Origin of the sequence: Pseudovibrio exalbescens, assembly GCF_028737195.1 — a bacterium.
GTDB classification, from domain to species: domain Bacteria; phylum Pseudomonadota; class Alphaproteobacteria; order Rhizobiales; family Stappiaceae; genus Pseudovibrio; species Pseudovibrio zosterae.
The window spans coordinates 308598-326630 of the sequence record NZ_JAQZAJ010000003.1; the positions used below are offsets into that span (position 1 = coordinate 308598).

The following is an 18033-nucleotide window of genomic DNA, read 5'->3' on the forward strand; positions in this document are numbered from 1 at the left end:
AAAGGTCCGTCTGATTGCTAGACGTGGTTGTTCCCAACACTGTATAGGGTGGGAACGACTATTGGAGCAAGGGGACTGGATTCGGCCCATGGATCTGCAGGTTCAGACAGATGCGCCACTTCTTGAGGTGGTGAGCGCGGGTGATGGACAGGCCGTCAAGGTCTCTGGCCGCTGGACCATTTTGACCGCAAACATCGCAGAGACCTTGATGCAGGGGCTGCCTGCCAAGTGCAGTCTGCGCCATGTGATCATCGACATGGGTAACGTAAAGCAACTCGATACAGCCGGGGCCTGGTTGCTGCATAGAATGCGCGCCGACCTTGAGTTTGCCGGTCGTTTTGTTGAGTTGCAAAACGTGGATTCTCGGTACTATGAGCTGTTTGCCGAGATCGAGAAGCACAACCCGCGGGTGCCGCCGACAAAGAGGCCTCGGCCATCTCTTGTCGCGCTGTTTGAGCGTACTGGCGAGCTTACTGTTGAGGTGTATCGTGATGCGCTCGCGATCTGCCACATTCTCGGCTCTCTGGCCATGGTGATTGCCTGGGCGGTTACAAGCCCACGCCGGATGCGTGCCATTTCCATCGCCGTGCAGTTTGACAAGTCCTGCATCGGTGCTGTGCCGATCGTAATGCTGATGAGCTTCCTGATAGGTGCTATTATCGCGCAGCAGGGTGGGTTCTATCTGAAGCAGTTTGGTGCCGACATCTTTGTGGTGGACTTGGCGGGCATTCTGGTTCTGCGTGAAATTGGCGTTATTCTCACCGCGATCATGGTTGCGGGTCGCTCTGGTTCGGCATTTACAGCCGAGTTGGGGTCAATGAAAATGCGCGAAGAGATCGATGCGCTTAATGTGATCGGTCTGCGGGTTACAGAAGTGCTTATTCTGCCCCGCCTGCTGGCGCTGATGCTGTCCTTGCCGGTGCTTGTGTTCCTGGCCAATATCGCTGCCTTGTTTGGCGCAGGTCTGGTATGTTGGTGGTACCTCGGCATTCCACCTGCGGCGTTCTTGACGCAGCTGCAGATCGCCATTGATGTCGAGACGCTTATGGTAGGCGTGGTAAAGGCGCCGTTCATGGCCTTGATCATTGGCTTGATCGCATGCGTAGAAGGCATGAAAGTGAGCGGCTCAGCCGAATCGTTAGGTCTGCACACCACAATGTCAGTGGTGAAAGCGATCTTCCTTGTGATTGTTGTTGATGGCGTATTTGCTATGTTCTTTGCTTCCATCGGAATTTGAGGAAAGGTAATCAATCCTCATGAACCAGAGCGGTGCTCAACCCATCCCATTCTCACGCTCGTCAAGCCCTGCGCTTGGGCGCGACGTGATCTTGAGTGCGCGCGGCGTGGTGGTCGGGTTTGGCACGAAGATGGTGCTGGAAAACCTTGATCTTGACGTTTATCGCGGTGAAGTACTTGGTTTCGTTGGTGGATCTGGGCAGGGTAAATCCGTTTTGATGCGCACCATTCTTGGGCTAACACCCATGAAGGATGGCAGTATCTCCGTTTTCGGTAAGGATTTGGGTGAAGCATCTGCTGAAGAACGCACGGCGATCGAGCGGCGCTGGGGTGTTCTTTTCCAGCAAGGCGCGCTGTTTTCATCCCTGACTGTTCGACAGAATGTTCAGTTTCCAATGCGTGAACATTTGAAACTGTCACAAAGACTTCAGGATGAACTGGCTCTCTTGAAGATCGAGATGGTGGGACTGCCGAGAGACGCTGCTGAAAAGTACCCCTCCGAATTGTCCGGGGGCATGATCAAGCGTGCGGCTTTGGCGCGTTCCCTTGCGCTCGATCCAGATCTCGTGTTTCTGGATGAGCCAACATCCGGTCTGGACCCGATTGGAGCTGCCGAGTTTGACCAGTTGATCTACAAGCTAAAGGAAACGCTTGGATTGACGGTCTACATGGTGACCCATGATCTGGACAGCTTGCACACGGTGTGCGATCGAATTGCCGTTTTGGCGGAGAGAAAGGTGCTTGTGACCGGCACTATTGACGACATGATGCATTATGACCACCCGTGGGTGAAAGAATACTTTCGGGGTGCCCGCGCCCTCAGAAGGGCGTAAGGAGGACCAATGGAAACCCGGGCCAACAATATTGCGATTGGTGCATTCGTACTGGCAGTGATTGCTGCCGTCTTCATTTTCATTTTCTGGCTCATGAGCGCCAGCGAGAGCGGCAACCGTCGTGATGTGAAGATTGTTTTTCCTGGTGCGGTCACTGGCTTGCCTACTGGTGGGCAGGTGTTGTTCAACGGCATCAAAATTGGTGATGTGGCAAATCTGACCTTTGATCCAAATGATCCAAAGCTTGTGGTGGCAACTGTGCGCGTGGATGCGAAGGCGCCACTGCGCAAGGACACCCAAGCCTCTCTGGGTTTTACAGGTCTGACGGGTGTGGCTTATGTGGATCTTCATGGTGGATCTCAGTCGGCACCGCCGTTGATTGATCCAGACAGCAACGCCGTGCCGGTGATCTATGCAAACCGTAGTCAGTTCGAGGACCTTCTTGAAGGGGCCAAGGACATACTGGAGAAGGCCGACACCACGCTTGGTTCCATTCAGCAGGTGGTGACCACCAGCTCTCCAGATATCGAAAAGACCATTCAAAACGTTGAGAAATTTACCACAGCTCTGGCCAACAACTCAGAAGGTGTAGACCAGTTCATGGCCGGTATGACTGACACGGCCAAGGCACTCACAGATCTGTCTGGCCGTATTGGCAATCTGGTTGATCGCGGCGAACAGCTGCTGGCACAGGTGCCGCCGGAGAAAATTGGCGAGATCGTCGGCGATGTTGAGCAGATTACAACTGAGCTGGCCAATTCTGCTCAGGACGTTAGCGGCGTTGTGGATGCTGCCAAGACCACAGCAGCAGAGCTTCAGCAATTTGCTGAGGGCTTGAATGGCAGCCTTGATCAGGTCGACAAGATCTTGCAGGCGGTGGAGCCTGACAAGGTCCAGAGCGTATTGACCGGCGCTTCGGATTTTGCTCGCGTGTTGAGTGATCGCAGCCAAGATATCGACCAGATGGTGGTTTCGGCCAATCACGTTCTGCAGGATGCAGAAACGGTTTCTGCGGAAATTGCAGCCCGTAAAGACGACATTGGCAAGATGGTTGACAACGCTTCAGGGGCGTTGGCCGAGGTTAACAGAGCTGCGGCTGAAGCTGGACGTGTGCTTGCAGCTGTCGACAGTGATCGAGTTTCAAACATAGTTGCATCCACGGACAAGGTGATTGGCAATTTTGCAGGCCAGGAAGCTCAGATCAATGAAGCTATCGGCTCGATCAATACCGCAGCGGGCAACGTCAATCAGATCACGGTAGATTTGCAAAAACGGGTCCCTGACGTTGACAAGATGATCAGCGAAGGAACCGAAATCGCCAGCAATCTGAATGCGGCCTCGGTTCGTGTGAACGGGATTTTGGACAAGGTTGATAGTATGGTGTCCGCGGATGGTCAGGGCTTCATTCAGGAAGCGACTGCTGCGGCTACATCGATCCGGATTGTAGCTGATGCATTTGCACAGCGTGCGGAGCCGATCTCCCAAAACCTTCTCAAGTTGACACAGCAAGGCTCTACCGACTTAAGTGCGACCGTGCGCCAGCTGAACGCCACGTTGCTGCAAATTCAGCGCGCAGTCGACAACTTTGACAAGAATCCTAACCGGGTAATCTTTGGTGGCTCTGAGACACCTGTCTACAATGGGGCAAGACGTCGTTAATACACTTTGAATTCGTGAGTTTCCTCGCATAATCACGGGTGTGTGGGCTTAAGGCGACTCTTTAATAGGGACTGATTTGGCGTGAATACTTCGAAACTAGTCAAAGGGATGGCGGTTGCTCTCATCGTGGGTGCGACGGCTGCGTGTGGCTCGACTGGCCCAAGCGCCCTTTACGACCTGACAGCCCCTCGTGAGTTCGGCAATTCTGCTCGTAGTTCGAACGTGCAGATTCTGGTTCCAACCCCCGTTGCACTGCAAGCTTTGGACACCAACTCAATTGCCGTTGCAGAGGCTGGCCGGATCTACTCCTACTATCCGCGAGTTGCATGGGCCGATTCACTGCCAAACGTCTTTCAAGCAAAGTTGATTGAGACACTTGAAAACACTGGCAAGTTTAGAGGTGTGTCGCAGCCGGGGCAGGGGCTACTGATCGACTATCAGCTGCAGACCACCGTGCGCGCATTCGAGGTCAACGTGGGTCAATCCGCGAGAGCCTATGTCGAAATTGCAGCGCGTCTGGTCAACGACAGAGATGGCCGGTCTGTACAGGCGCGAGTGTTTGCAGCCGAGGTGCCTACGGTTTCCGACAATACCGACCAATCTATTGATGCGCTCAATCAGGCCTCGGATCAGGTGTTGCGGGAGATTGCCGCCTGGGTTCTCAAGACGGTCTAGGGTTTCGCAGATCTACAACATTGTTTGGGGCGTGCTGCTGGTGGCGCGCCCTTTTTGTTTGCCTATGTGTTTATTCCCCATATGCGCTGTGAGGTACTGCAGGCGTGCTGAAGCTCGCTGACTGGGCCACATAGGGCCTCGAATGAAAAAAGGCCTCTGGAGAAGCTCCAGAGGCCTTTTTGATGGGTGTTAGTGCGGGCGGCTTATTCGAAGCGGCCACTCGCATGGGCCAACATTGTGTAGACCTTTCCGGTGTCGGAAGTCAGATAGGTCTGCCCCATGGTGTTGTCTGGATCATTACGAGACACCTGTGTCAGCAGCTGCTCGAAGTCCTGAATGTAGCGTTCAACTGCGGAGCGGAACTCAGGATCGCGCCCGTACTTCTGACGGATTTCATCAAAAGTCTGCTGTCCTTGCAGCGTGTAGAGGCGACGGGTGAACACATCCCGTTCGCCGCGCTTGTAACGCTCCCAAAGGTCCACAAACGTCTCGTGGTCCACTGCACGGGCGATATCCATGCTCAGAGAGTTCAAGGATTCAACCATGTGCTGAGGCGTGCGGCCCTGATTGCCTGCGCCCGAGTGCGGGGCGTTTGCAGGCAGGGCATCGTCGCTTGAGGCACGGCGCAGCAGGTCACTTACCCATCCCTTGCCAGCGTTGCCAAGATTGGCTGCCGGGCCACGGCTCGGCGCTGGAGGAGGGGTGGCCGGTGCAGGGCGCTTGGGCGCCTGCGGCCGTGGTGCCGGGCTTGCGACATCAGCGAGGGCTGGGCGTGCAGGCTCGGCCTGGTGAGCGACTGGGGCCGCGCTTTGGCCGGCTGCCGCCATGACTGGCGCGGAGACATCGAACTGTGAGGAGTGCTTAGAAACAATCTGTGAGAGTTCACCAAGAGCCTTCACTTGCTCGTTGACCACCTTACGCAGCGCGGCGGTTGAAGCCTCAGCTTCGTCTGGCAGCGCCAGTACACCTGCGTTCAGCTCATTGCGGGTTGCTTCCAGTTCGCGATGAACATCACGTGCGGTTTCGCGCATCCGCGTTGTTGCCTCGGAGAAGCGCTCGGAAGCTTCAGTCACCGTACGCTGCATTTCGCTCATGATCTCATCCTGAGCCATGCGAACGGCATCGCGTGCCTTCTGACCTTCCATGCCTGCGGTCATGCGCATGCTTTCGAACTGCTCTGTGACCGACTTGGTTGCCGCTTCAGCAGCTGCTTTAAGCATTGCAGCGACTTCGCGGGCCTTGTCGTCAGCAACCTCAAGCGTGTCGCCAAGAGTTGCTGTATAGCTGTTCATGAGAGCTTCGATGGCATCGGTCTTCTTCACGATGGTGTCGGAAAGTGTCTCGATGGCGAAACGACGCTCGTTGATGCGCTGGTCCGTATGGGTGTTGGTTTCTTCAAGATTCTGGACAGTCGCTGCCAGTGCACGGCTCTGATGTTCCATGCGGTTGGCCACGTTTGCGGCATCACCCAGAACTGTTGCGGTGGTTTCTTTGAGAAGAGCTACCTGGCTTTCAATCGTGCTGTTGGCTGCTTCTGTCTCAGATACAGCGCGGTCAATTGCGCTGCGGAACTCACCAGCTCGGCGGGCCAGATTGTTCTCGACTTCTGCGAGATTGTCGCCCGCAGTTGCCAGAACGTCACGCAGCATGCCGTTGGATGTATTCAGGCGGTTCAGGATGTCTGTGATGTCGGTTTCCAAACGATCCTTCGTGCCCTGAATGATGGTCATTGCACGGTTGCTGCGCTCTTCAACGGTGTTGCCAATGCTGTCGACCGCTTCCATCAGGCTACGGCTTGCAACCTCACCCTGACGGGTGAAGGTTTCAGCTGCTTCGAGGCTCTTGCTGGAGACTGTGTCCAGAAGGGCGTTGATGTCGCCTTGCATACGCTGGTTGGTGTTTTCCAGACGGGCTGCTGCAACGTTGCTGCGCTCGTCGATGCTGGTGATGATTTTCTCACCTGCATCAGAGAGAACGCGAGTTGCATCAAGGCCAGTGCGGGCAAACGCTTCAGTGGTCTCCATGCCCTTGGTGGTAACGGTGTCGAGCAGGGCGGTCATGTCGCTCTGCAGACGCTCGTTTGCACCTTCAAGACGCGAGGTCGCCGCAGAACTGCGTTCATCGATTGCAGTGACGATCTTGTCGCCTGCTTCCACCAGCGAGCGGGTCGCTTCCAGACCGTTGCGTGCAAAGTGATCGCTGACTTCACGGCCCTTGACTGTAACAGCCTCAAGAATTGCGCGCTGAACTTCTTCCACGCGGCCTGTGAGGTCTGCTGCCTTGGTTTCAATAGCGGAGATGAGGTGGCCGCCATCTTTGTCAATGAGCTGAGCGAACTCAGCAGATTTCTCGCCAAAGGCTTCGTTGAGTATGCCTGCCTTGGAAAGCAGCTCGTCAGCCACGGCATTGCCACGGGATGACAGCATGCCAGCTGCCTCTTCGATGACTGCGGTGACGCGTGCCCGAACCTCTTCGGTCTCACCGGAAAGGAGAGAGCGCACATCTTCGATGGCTGAGTTGAGGCGAGACTTGGCGTTGGCGCTTTCAATCGCGAGCTTGCTGGACAGGCTGCCGATTGTTTCTTCAAGTTCCTCACGGACCTTGTCGCTTTCGCCGGTGAGCTTGCCGGACATCTCTGCAAGAGATGCTGCATAAAGCGCACGTGCGTTCTCGCTTTCCACGGCCAGAGCGCGTGCGGCCTGTGTAACGGTCGTAAGTACCGCTTCACGAACCTTGTCGCTTTCGCCGGTCAAGCTGCCGCTGACTGTTGCCATTGCTTCGGTAACAGCCTTGGCGGCCAGTTCACCTTCGCTCTGCAAGCTGTTGCGTGCAGCGGCAACCGTATCCACGACGATCTCGTTGAGACGCTCGGCTTCACCCGAGAGCGTGCCGCTGAGCTTGGCCACACTTTCGGTGACGCTCTCTTCGGTACGCATGCGCTCGTCTGCGAGACGGGAGGCCGCTTGACCAACCACGTCGAGGATGATTTCGCGAACGCGACTGCTTTCCTCGCCCAGAGTGCTTGTCGCTTCGGTCATGGCGGAGGTGAGGGCGCTTGCCGCCTTCTCGCTTTCGCCAGTCAGAGCGGAAGAGATGGATTCCAGGCGCTCGTTGAGGATGGTTTCCAGCGCGTTTGCACGGGAGTCCAGTGTTTCCGCGACTTCAAAGACCTTTGAGCCAAGTGAAACGTTGATCTCTGCCACACGTTCGGACAGCGTATCGGTGAGTTCCTTGGACTGGCGGCTGAGAACGTTGCCAGCTTCTTCAAGACGCCCATCCAGAGCCGCTGTCATTTCACTCTGACCGTCTGCGAAGGCAGAAGCGATTTCACGGGTACGGGCAACGAGTGTGTCGGAGATCTGACGAGCGCGGGCGTCTAGAGCATGGTCAATGCGCTCTGTGCCGGTGGACATGGTGGTTGCCAGGTGATCTGCGCGTTCAGAGATGACGGTCGCAGCGGCGTCCACCTTGTCGCCCACCTTCACGTCGAAGGAGGCCAGGCTGTCGGTAATGGTGTTTTCGATCACGCTGGACCGTTCTGCCAGGATCTCGCCGATCTTCTCAGCACGCTGAGTGAGGGACTCGCCCACCTGCTCAACACGCTCAGTGAGGTTGACGGCGATGATGTCCGTACGGTCCTCAAGGATCTTGGAGATGGACTGGCTCTTCTCTTCCAGAGTGTTGGAGAGGAGTTCGGTGCCACTTTCAACGGCAGACGCCAGATTGGTCGTACGGCTTTCGATGGCTTCGGAGAGCGCATCTGCGCGGCTGTCGAAGGCCTGCTCGAAGGACGTTGTCCGATCCGCCAGTGTGGTATCCAGATGCTGGATACGCGTGTCGAAGGCGTGGCTGATGTTCTGGCTGCGCAGGTCAAGTGCTTGAACGAGGTCAGAACCCTGTTCCGTGACTACCTGCTCCAGCTCGACCAAGCGAGAGGACAGGCCGTCATTGAGTGCGCGACCTCGTACATCCAGAGTTTGGGTAATGCGGTCGCCGATCTCGGAGAGCTCGGTGGTGACGCGTTCCCCGCGAGAGCCAATGAGGCGCGCAAGTTCGGTGCCGGTATCTGCCAGCTTGAGCGCCAGTTCTTCGGTGCGCTGACCAAGGGCACCTGTAATCTGTGTACCCGCTTCTTCCATTGCCACGCGGAAGCTGTTGGTGTGGGTGTCGATGATTTCGACAACCTCACGCCCGCGCGTCGAAAGGCGTTCATCCAGTTCAGCACCATTTATCGTGATGCTTTCATGGATCTGGCCACTGATGGTGCTCAGGCGTTCTGCAAGCTCAGTGCCGCCCACGGTGATGGTTTCACCCAGAGTGTTTGCTGTTTCGTCCAGACGAGCAGCAATTTCGCCGCCGCGAAGGGACAGATCAACCACGATGGATTCACCGGTGCCACGAAGAATTTCGGAGACTTCCGAAGAGCGTGCGGAGAGGGTTTCAATAAAGTCAGAGCACTGAACGGCAATGGCACTATTGATTTCCTGCCCTCGGGTTGCGATGCCCTCTGCGGCCTGTTCACCGGTATTGCGCAGCGCTTCGTCCAGAGTGGTGACGCGCTCGCCGATGGTGCCCATCAGATCGTCTGTACGGGTGGTGATAGTGTCGATCAGGCGACCGCTCGTCAGAGACAGGTTCGCGTTGATCTCCTCGCCACGGGCCAGCATTTCCGCGCTCATCTTCTGGCTGGCGTCAACGAACTGCTCAGTTACACCAGAGATAGTGTACTCAAGCGTTTCGTTAAGCTGCGTATTTGCAGAAGTGAACTGGTCTGTCACCTGAGATACAGCGCTGTAGAGCGTATCGGTGAGCTGACCACCAACGGCAGACATGTTGTCGTTGAGAGACTGGGTTGTTGCTTCGAGCGTTGCATTGAGCTGCTCGTTTGCGGAACCAAACTGCTCCGTAACCTGAGAAACCGTGCCGAATAGAGTTTCTGTCAACTGGCCGGTCGCGGTGGTCAGGTTGTCGTTGAGAGACTGAGTGGTGTTTTCCAGTGTACTGTTCAGCTGTTCGCTGGCCGAGCCAAAGCGATCGGTCACCTGCTCCACGGTGGAGTAGATGCTGTCGGTCAACAGGCTGCTGGCAGAAGACAGGCTTTCCGTGAGGTTGTGGGTGCCGTTCTCCAGAGTGGTGTTGAGCTGGATATTGGCCGAGCTGATCTGCTCGGTGACACTGGAGGTCGTGGTGACCAAGGTCTGAGCCAGCTCGCCACTGGTGCTTGCCACACTCTCCTGGAACTCCTTGAGGCCATTGTTGAGCGTTGCGTTGAGCTCTTCGTTGGCTGCATTGAAGTTCTCGGTAACCTGAGAAGCGGTGGTAAACAGGGTTTCGTTGAGCTGGTAGCCGGCGCCAGTGAAGCGCTCAGTCACGTCGTTGACGGTATTTGCCAAGGACTGTGTCAGCTGGTTGCCCTGTTCTGCGATAGACGCGTTCATGATAGCGGTCTGATCGGTAATGGTCTGAGACAGGTCTGCACCGGCAGTTGCCAGTGTGCTGTTCAGAGCATCGCCCTTTTCGGCCAGAACGTCGCCAATTTCGGAGCCACGTGCGCTGAGGCCTTCCAGAATTTCCGTGCCAATGCCGGACAGAGACTGGTTGATCTCTTCAGAGCGTGCGCTGAGGGCACCGAGAAGGGTTTCAGAGGTGTCAGCAAGACGTGCGTTAAGCTCATCACCGCGAACGGTGAGGTTCTCAACAAAGCTGTTTGCTGTACCGGAGAAGGTCTCGTTGATTTCGGTGCCGCGCAGTTCCAGCGTCTCGGCCAGATCGGTACCGGTCTTGCTGAGTGTATCCACCAGATCAGTGCCGGTGGTTGTCAGGCGGTCAACATAGTCATCGCTGCGGGTTGTCAGCGACTGGACGAGATCGCTGCCAGCATTGGTAAAGTTATCAGTGACTTCATTGACGCGGGTTTCAATCTTCGAAGCCATTTGTTCGAGCGTTGCATCAAGCGCACCGGTGAGGCGTTCCCTTGCGCGATCAACAGAGGCGGCGAAATCCTCTGATGTGGACTGCAGCTGCGTCGACAGATTTTCGTGAGTGCCGGAAATGGTCTCGCGAACAAGCTCAGCGTTAGCCTGAATCGCTTGCCGCTGGCTGACCAGCTCATCAACCAGACGGCGGATCTTGAGCTCGTTGTCATTATAAGACTGCTCGAGCGTAGACACTTCCGTATGGATCATGACTTCGAGCTCGCTCGCACGAGCAATTGCGCGCTCGATGCCATCTCCCATGGCCGCAACTTCGCGGCGGATGGCTTGACCCACGTTGAGGATGCTTTCCTTGGCCACATCTTCCGGCTCAGCCAGTCGCAGGGCGACCTCTGTCATGCCATGCGCCACGTTGCGCATTTCCTGCGCGCGCCAGAACATGAGTGCCATGATCCAGAAGAACGCAATCGGAACGATGATTGCAATCACGGACAAGATAAGGGCAGGGCTTTCGGCAAAGGCTGCAAATGAGCCCAGTTCAGCAATCTCTTGCTCGAAGGCTGACCAGCTCATGGCGAGGCCAAGGCTTGCCCACACAACAGAGACGGCAAAAGCGAACCAGAATGGTGCAGCAGAAGGCTTGCGCTGAAGCGCAAACATCAGGCTGCCGATTGACTGCCTGTCATCATTGCTTGCTGCGGGAGGTCGGCCACCGCCGCGGCCTCTGCGTCGGGACGGCTTTTCTGAGCCTTCTTTATTGTCTGCATCAGTCAGCTTCTTTTCAGGAGCTGTTGCTGCTGCAGCTGCACTGCCGCCAGACAAAGCTGTTTCGGGCTGTTCCGCCGCGCCCTTCGCTTCATCTTCAAAGATTGCATCAGTGTCCTCAGGACTTCCAAAGTCCATTGAGAGCGCTTCTTCAACCGCTGACAGTGCCACTTCCGACGGAGCTTTCGCCTTCGGTGTGTTCGCCATGTTCGTTGCCTCGCGTCCGTACTCTTTACTTTGTGACCTTCTGCGTGAATGTTTCGCCTCTTCACGCAGCAGCCATGTGCGCAAGGATAAAGCCCGCACTACTACCCCGGTCTCCCAGAGTCTGTTCAAACTATTTCTAAAGAACTTCTTCCGGCCCTAAGTCCGTTAACTTTAACGGAACGGAAGATACAGTTCCCCCACCTTGCGCAGTCTTAAACCTAATGGCACAAACAAACCCTGCGTACAACAGATCTTAGGGGCCGTTGTGGATCCGATGGCATAAGTTGGCTTGCCGGTTTCTGCTCGCCTAGCTTAGCGCTTTCCCCTTTGGAAACCTTCTCTTAATTTTTAGGGCAGCGAACGGCTAAGGCTCCGTTGAGTCAAATAGTTAAAGCGCGAAGCTGATGCGCTATGCGAAGTGTCATCAGGAGGTCATCCAATCTCCCGTTAAGGTAGCGCTCGGGCGTCGCATCCAGAGCTCGCTAGAGCATTGGCAGACTCTTGTTTTTACAGCCCGAAGGCTCGGGTGGTAGCTAACGGTCATATCCTCATTTCGATGAACAAGGTTACAGTGTCAGGTTGTAAAAACAAAAACGCTGTTAACCTTTTACTACGTAAAAATACGCATTCGCAATCCAGTTGGCTTTCCCAAAATCATAAACAGATAAAACTTAGAACTTCACAGAAATCTTTTGTTAACCATAAATTTTTTTTGGGGTACTGGATTCAGGGGGAGCAATATTCCTGTGTGTTGACGTTAGCGGTAAGCTTCCCTCTGGCTTCCATGGCCACAATTTGATCATAAAAAAGAATCACTTCAGCGGACGCGTTCACCTTGTTGGGGGCGCCGCCCATTATTTTAAGAGGCATGACATTGACGGTTCAAAAAATGGATTGGAGCCACCTGGATCGGGTGACATTTGGGGACGCCAGCTTGCAAAAGCAGGTGCTCACGATGTTCTGCGATCAGGCACGGGACTTCATTGAACAATTGAGAGTAGTTAACGCGTCTGACGAGGCAGTTACCATCCTGCATACGCTGAAGGGGTCTTCTCGCGGCATTGGTGCCAATGATCTGGCAGATTTCGTTGAGGAAGAAGAAATGCGGTGCCTGGCAGGTGAAATGATCAGGCTGGACGATTTGTTCGCCGAGATCCGTGTTGTCTGTGAGATAATTGAAGGCAAGGCTGCGAGTTAAGCGGACCTTATCGGCTGTTTCTGCGCTCAATAATCCCTTTTAAGGCCGGACTTGTTCTTGAAGAAATGAGGGCGAGCCTGTATCTGAAAGAAAATGACGCGAATTGAGTCTGGCCTCGAAAGTTTAAAATCATATGCCAAAAATTACCTTTGTTAGCGCATCGGGCGAAAAACAAGAGGTGGAAGCCGCTTCTGGCGCCACTGTTATGGAAGTAGCGATCAAGAACATGGTTCCTGGGATTGATGCGGAGTGCGGCGGTGCCTGTGCTTGTGCGACCTGCCATGTCTACGTGGATCCGGAGTGGAATGACAAGACCGGTTCTCCAGAGCCGATGGAAGAAGACATGCTGGACTTTGCGCAGGATGTTCGAGATACCTCACGCCTGTCCTGTCAGATCCGGGTCTCCGATGAGCTGGATGGGCTTGTGGTTCATATCCCGGAAAATCAGGGCTAGTTCCCACACTCGGTGAAGCTTCTAATTCGAAAGGCCGGTTCCATGACCGGCCTTTTTCGTTGGTGGCTATTCGGCGGCGGAGGCGTTTGCAATTGATTTATCGGCAGCGCCCCAGATCAACTCATTGCCGGGCTCAGGATTGTTCGGCACCAGCCTTGCCAGAACGAGGCTGACGAATGCCATTCCAGCACCTGCCAGGAACACGGCCGCAGGTGAGTAAAGCCAGATCGCACCAAAGACCACGGGAATGAAGACCGCAGCGATGTGGTTGATGGTAAACGCCACGCCTGCAGTTGGCGCAATATCAGCAGGATCTGCGATCTTCTGAAAGTAGGTGCGCATGGCGATAGCAACTGCAAAGAACGCGTGATCGAGGATGTAGAGCGCCCCGGCCACATATGCATTTGTAACGAAGGCATAGGTGATGAAGACGCCGATCAGGCCGACATACTCAAAGGTGAGGGCATTTCGTTCGCCGAAGCGGCCGATCAGTGCGCCGATCTTGGGGGCAAGAAACACATTGATGAGGCCATTTACGAGAAACAGGCTGGCGACTTCATGTACATCGTAGCCAAAGCGCTCCACCATCAGGAAGCCAGCGAACACCGTAAAAATCTGTCGCCGAGCGCCGCCCATGAACGTGAGGGCGTAGTAAAGCCAATAGCGTTTGCGCAGAATGAGTTTCTTGTGCTGCATCACGCCAATTTCAATGCGCGGGAAGATCATGTAGGCACCGGCAGCAATGACGATGGTTGTGATGCCTGCGAGGCCGAACACAAAGGTGAATGACAGGTTGAATGAGTTCCACGTCAGAAGGATCAAGCCGTAGGCGGCAAGCTGTGCGGCAGCGGCGACCCCTATGATTTGGCCCATGAGCGCTGGTGCCTTGTCCTTGGGAAGCCACTGCAGAGATAGCGATTGCTGCATGGTCTCATAGTAGTGAAAGCCAAAGGACATGATCAGCGTCGTGATGTAGAAGCCGAGAACGCTTGGGAAGAAACCTGTAATTGCCACACCGACGCCAAGGGTTATCAGCGCGAGAATGGCGAAGGTTTGTTCGCGAAACAAAAACAGTGCAAACACGGCGGTGAAAGACAGAAAGCCTGGTATCTCGCGAATGGACTGCTGGATTCCAATTTCCTTGCCGGTAAAGCCAATGACATTTACCGCAAAGTTGTTCATCAGGTTCCACCAGGAGGCGAAGGCTAATTGCATGGCGGCGGCCATGATCATCAATAGGATCACCGGCGAACGCCAGCCAAACTTCGGGTCATGCAGGTCTTTAAACATCAAATCTCTCTCAGAACTGGGATACTAGCTATAACCTACTTGCTGAAGCGGTGCGTTAGCGCAATTATGACAAATAGTGTTGAGAGTTCGCCAAGGTGTTGATGGAAGTACATCGAGAGATATTCGAAGAGCCGGAAGAGGAAAGCGGCAGCCCCGTTATCGCTTATGCGGCAGACATGCTGCCATCCATGTCACGACCCATGCACAATCATGACCGTGGGCAGCTGTTACATATCTTTTCAGGCTCGTTATTGGTGCATCTGGAGGACCGCAGTTTCTTCGTGCCACCGGACCGGGCTGTTTGGGTGCCGCCTCGGATCTTTCATCGCACGACCAACACCAAGTTGGCTGAGTTCAGAACGTTATACATACGCGAAGACCTGTGTGCTCAGTTGCCGGATCGAACGGCGGTCATCTCGGTCACGCCGTTGTTCAAGCAGCTCATCATGGCTCTCATGAGCACACCGCGTGATTATGAGGAAGATAGCCCCGTAGGGCGCATCGCGCGTGTATTGGTGGATCAGATCGGCGCTCAGCCTGTCGCCCCGCTTGCGTTGCCGCTTCCGAAAGCCGAGCGGCTTCGGTCTCTATGCGAGCGCATTTCAAGCAACCCTAAGGAGATGCCTGTGCTTCAGGAGGCGGCGGACCTGTGTTTTCTCTCGCCTCGCACGTTTGAGCGTCGCTTCAAAGCGCAGACGGGCATGAGCTTTGGACGTTGGTGTCGGCAGGCCCGCCTGCTGAAGGCTGTGGAGCTCCTTTCAGATGGAGCTTCCGTGAGCGATGTTTCGTTTGAGCTGGGTTACGAGGGAACCAGTGCGTTTATCGCGGCGTTCAAGAAAGCCTTCACGGTTACCCCCGGCCAGTATCTCAATGGTGAGGTCGCCTGATCAGCTACCACACACCCGCAGGAATTGACGTACCTTGGCAGAACTGCCGCGCAGGCTCACATTGTAGGCATGCGCACCAGCAACGTTGACGGAAAAAACATTGTCGCGGATCAACTGCTGCCATAGCGGGTCGCTTGTCTTGAGCACCAGGCGCGGCAGAGGCTGACCTGCTTCATTGTTTCCCTTGTTGCCTGCTGCCGAGTAGTCTTCAGCACGTGTTTTGGTGGCCACAGTGATAAGGGCTTTTTCCTTGGCCTGCAGGCCAACAGGTGCAGCGTCAAAGATGATGCGTGCCTTCCCAGACCCCTTTTTGCATATGGCCATGAAGTCGCGAGTGTCTGTTTCCGCTACGCCATGAACCAACCAGGCCCGGTTGTTGTTTTCCTCAACGCGCCATTCCATGCGGCCATCATTACTGCGCAGGGCCGCAGGTTCGCTGGAGAACTGGCCTATAAATGGCAAGCTCTGAGCGGGAACTGACTGCTTGCGCTTGTCTTGATAGTCGAAATTAAAGGCTGTCTGTCCATCCGCACCCAGCAGGCAGGTAAATGTGAACGGTGTCCAGTTCGCGCCCTTCTGATAGAGGCCGCGGCCGCTCAAGCGTCCATCTCGCAGCTTGAGAACTGGTTCTTTGTTCAGCTCTGACTGAGTAAAGGAGCCCACGCCCAGGGCGACCTGTCGTTGGGTCTTGATGCCTTGGGTGGCGGACAATACGTTGAAAGCTTGCCTCTCACACGCGAGGCGCGCCTGCCGCACTGGGCCGGAGGCCACACGGGCGCGGTTGGGAGCTGGAATTGATGTGGTATCCTCACGCTTTGGCAAATAGTAGCATGCCTTTTGACGGTTGGGATTTGGATTGTCGAACTGCCGCACCGTACAGGCAATTTCTGAGTTTACCTGTCGCTGATTGAACTTGTTGCCCGCACCGAAGCGGACCAGTGTTGGGTAGGGCACCTTGCAGACTTGGTACTCTAGAGCACACCGCTTCCAGCCGTCTACTGCATCGGGGGCGCGGTCTGGCAAAGGTTGCACGAGCCCAGTGTCGCCGGCATGGTCTGACCAACGCTCATAGCTTGGCGAGTTGCTTGGTTGGCGGCCTACATAGAACAAGGCACGGCAGCCGCGATCGACCCATACGCCTTTGGCTTCAACACCCCATGTTGCCCCAGCACGGCAGGGACTGCCGCTGATCTGGCGAACAAGTGCAACATGATGACGGCGCGTTGGATGCAGCTTGCAAAGCCGCTTTCTGCCGTCAACGGATTCACACGTAAGCAGATCGCGCTGGTCAACTTCGCGAAATTGTTCGCGCACAGTGGCTGTAGAGGGGCGGTGGGTCGGGTCGCCGGTTGGGGAGGTGGACTGGTCGCCAATCACCTTGCGCGTCAAGCAGTCGGTAAAGCGCTTCGAATTGACTGGGCCGCCGGTTTCCTCCAAGCATTCATTGAAAATGAGCGCTGGAACCAATGCCTGATCCAGCAGCGCATTTTGTGCTTGGCTGGTTGTTGTACCTGCTAGACTTGCTGAGAAAGCGAATACGCTCAAAAGCACGCATTTGACAAAGCCGCGCTTGTTTGACGCTTGCATACGTGATCCCCCGATCCGTTGCCGCACATTGTGCGGTATGCCCGTTTAAATCGCCTCCTTTATAGTGAAGCGAGATGAACTGTGGCTGAACACATTCGCGTTGGGGGTGCAAGTTGGTGGATTAACGCGCGAGCTCTTTCATTGCGTTTTCCAAGCCTTCCAGCGTGAGCGGGTACATGCGATCTGACATCAACTGCTGAAGAAGCGTGATTGAGTTAGTGTATTTCCAATGGTGCTGGGGCACGGGGTTGAGCCATACCGCTTTCTGATAGAGGTCTGTCACACGGGACATCCACACCGCGCCGGCTTCCTCATTCCAGTGCTCCACCGATCCTCCAGCATAGGTGATCTCATAGGGCCCCATGGAGGCGTCGCCAACGAAAATAACCTTATAGTCGCTTGGATATTTGTGAAGAATATCCATCGTTGGAATGCGTTCGGTTTGGCGCCGTGAGTTGTTCTTCCAGACAAACTCATAGAGGCAGTTGTGGAAGTAAAAGTACTCCATCACCTTGAACTCGGTGCGGGCGGCGGAGAAAAGCTCCTCGCAGACCTTGATGTGGTCGTCCATCGAGCCGCCGATATCGAAAAACAGGAGCACCTTTACAGCGTTACGCCGTTCTGGGCGCATCTGAATGTCAAGGATGCCTTTGTGTGCTGTCGAGCGGATGGTGTTGTCCAGATCCAGTTCTTCAGCAGCCCCTTGGCGGGCAAACTTCCGCAGACGTTTCAGCGCCACCTTGATGTTGCGTGTGCCGAGTTCCACGCTGTCATCGAGATCCTTGAACTCGCGCCGGTCCCAAACCTTGACGGCGCGCCGGTGTCGGCTTTCATCCTGCCCGATCCGAATGCCTTCGGGGTTGTATCCGTACGCGCCAAAGGGCGATGTGCCCCCGGTGCCGATCCACTTGTTACCGCCTTGGTGGCGATCCTTTTGTTCCGCCAGACGTTGTTTCAAGGTTTCCATGAGCTTTTCAAAGCCGCCCATGGCCTCGATCATCGCCTTTTCCTCTTCGGTGAGGTGCTTTTCAGTCAGTTTCCTCAGCCACTCTTCTGGCAGATCAGTGATGGGCGTGTCGCTCATCAGGTCGAGACCTTTGAAGCGATGCGAGAACACCTGATCAAACTTGTCGAGGTTCGCCTCGTCCTTCACCAGCGTTGCGCGGGCCAGATAATAGAAATCTTCCACCCGGCGCTCAGCGAGATCCGCATCCAGCGCTTCCATGAGCGTCAGATATTCGCGCAGTGAGACTGGCAGGCCTGCTGCCTTCAGATCCTGAAAAAACTCGATAAACATGGGCGGAAGCTT

At 55.3% G+C, this 18033-nt stretch carries 11 protein-coding genes; 7 read left to right on the top strand and 4 right to left on the bottom strand.

From position 1 onward, the window contains the following. Positions 1 to 88 precede the first annotated feature (88 nt). The 4 genes from PUV47_RS10800 to PUV47_RS10815 all read left to right on the top strand — a co-directional run bounded on the left by PUV47_RS10800 (position 89) and on the right by PUV47_RS10815 (position 4403). Entirely contained in the window at positions 89 to 1237 is a 1149-nt protein-coding gene (locus tag PUV47_RS10800; protein WP_274218569.1) for an ABC transporter permease, read from the top strand. Between the two features lie 19 nt (positions 1238 to 1256). Beyond that, positions 1257 to 2069, top strand: coding sequence for an ABC transporter ATP-binding protein (locus PUV47_RS10805; RefSeq protein ID WP_274218570.1), 813 nt, complete (start codon positions 1257 to 1259; stop codon positions 2067 to 2069). 9 nt (positions 2070 to 2078) lie between these two features. Next, positions 2079 to 3728: an MlaD family protein gene (locus PUV47_RS10810; RefSeq protein ID WP_274218571.1), complete on the top strand. Its 1650-nt coding sequence runs from the start codon at positions 2079 to 2081 to the stop codon at positions 3726 to 3728. Between the two features lie 81 nt (positions 3729 to 3809). Beyond that, positions 3810 to 4403: an ABC-type transport auxiliary lipoprotein family protein gene (locus PUV47_RS10815; RefSeq protein ID WP_274218572.1), complete on the top strand. Its 594-nt coding sequence runs from the start codon at positions 3810 to 3812 to the stop codon at positions 4401 to 4403. A 203-nt stretch (positions 4404 to 4606) separates the two neighbouring features. On the opposite strand, the gene PUV47_RS10820 is transcribed toward PUV47_RS10815, so the two are convergent. Then, on the bottom strand, positions 4607 to 11308 hold the full coding sequence (locus tag PUV47_RS10820) for a hypothetical protein (protein WP_274218573.1): 6702 nt from the start codon (positions 11306 to 11308) through the stop codon (positions 4607 to 4609). Positions 11309 to 12182: 874 nt separating this feature from the next. Between PUV47_RS10820 and PUV47_RS10825 the strand changes: the two genes are divergently transcribed. After that, positions 12183 to 12506 (top strand): Hpt domain-containing protein, encoded by a 324-nt coding sequence (locus PUV47_RS10825; protein WP_274218574.1) that lies wholly within the window; start codon positions 12183 to 12185, stop codon positions 12504 to 12506. A gap of 133 nt (positions 12507 to 12639) precedes the next feature. Further along, complete coding sequence (locus tag PUV47_RS10830; RefSeq protein ID WP_274218576.1) at positions 12640 to 12960, top strand: 2Fe-2S iron-sulfur cluster-binding protein; 321 nt, start codon at positions 12640 to 12642, stop codon at positions 12958 to 12960. Between the two features lie 66 nt (positions 12961 to 13026). Here PUV47_RS10830 and PUV47_RS10835 read toward each other — a convergent pair whose 3' ends face one another. Next, entirely contained in the window at positions 13027 to 14250 is a 1224-nt protein-coding gene (locus PUV47_RS10835) for an MFS transporter (protein WP_274218577.1), read from the bottom strand. Positions 14251 to 14351: 101 nt separating this feature from the next. On the opposite strand from PUV47_RS10835, the gene PUV47_RS10840 reads away from it, so the two are divergent. After that, positions 14352 to 15137: an AraC family transcriptional regulator gene (locus tag PUV47_RS10840; RefSeq protein ID WP_274218578.1), complete on the top strand. Its 786-nt coding sequence runs from the start codon at positions 14352 to 14354 to the stop codon at positions 15135 to 15137. On the opposite strand, the gene PUV47_RS10845 is transcribed toward PUV47_RS10840, so the two are convergent. Then, complete coding sequence (locus PUV47_RS10845; protein WP_274218579.1) at positions 15138 to 16724, bottom strand: DUF3011 domain-containing protein; 1587 nt, start codon at positions 16722 to 16724, stop codon at positions 15138 to 15140. It abuts the gene before it with no gap. 121 nt (positions 16725 to 16845) lie between these two features. Beyond that, the gene (locus PUV47_RS10850) at positions 16846 to 18021 is read right to left on the bottom strand and encodes a vWA domain-containing protein (RefSeq protein ID WP_274218580.1); all 1176 of its coding nucleotides are present in this window, start codon (positions 18019 to 18021) and stop codon (positions 16846 to 16848) included. Positions 18022 to 18033 lie beyond the last annotated feature (12 nt).

Coding starts and splice junctions, on each gene's coding strand:
- PUV47_RS10805 (WP_274218570.1), top strand. CDS start 1,257: ATGAACCAGAGCGGTGCTCAACCCATCCCATTCTCACGCTCGTCAAGC.
- PUV47_RS10850 (WP_274218580.1), bottom strand. CDS start 18,021: ATGTTTATCGAGTTTTTTCAGGATCTGAAGGCAGCAGGCCTGCCAGTC.
- PUV47_RS10840 (WP_274218578.1), top strand. CDS start 14,352: ATGGAAGTACATCGAGAGATATTCGAAGAGCCGGAAGAGGAAAGCGGC.
- PUV47_RS10835 (WP_274218577.1), bottom strand. CDS start 14,250: ATGTTTAAAGACCTGCATGACCCGAAGTTTGGCTGGCGTTCGCCGGTG.
- PUV47_RS10820 (WP_274218573.1), bottom strand. CDS start 11,308: ATGGCGAACACACCGAAGGCGAAAGCTCCGTCGGAAGTGGCACTGTCA.
- PUV47_RS10830 (WP_274218576.1), top strand. CDS start 12,640: ATGCCAAAAATTACCTTTGTTAGCGCATCGGGCGAAAAACAAGAGGTG.
- PUV47_RS10800 (WP_274218569.1), top strand. CDS start 89: ATGGATCTGCAGGTTCAGACAGATGCGCCACTTCTTGAGGTGGTGAGC.
- PUV47_RS10845 (WP_274218579.1), bottom strand. CDS start 16,724: ATGCAAGCGTCAAACAAGCGCGGCTTTGTCAAATGCGTGCTTTTGAGC.
- PUV47_RS10810 (WP_274218571.1), top strand. CDS start 2,079: ATGGAAACCCGGGCCAACAATATTGCGATTGGTGCATTCGTACTGGCA.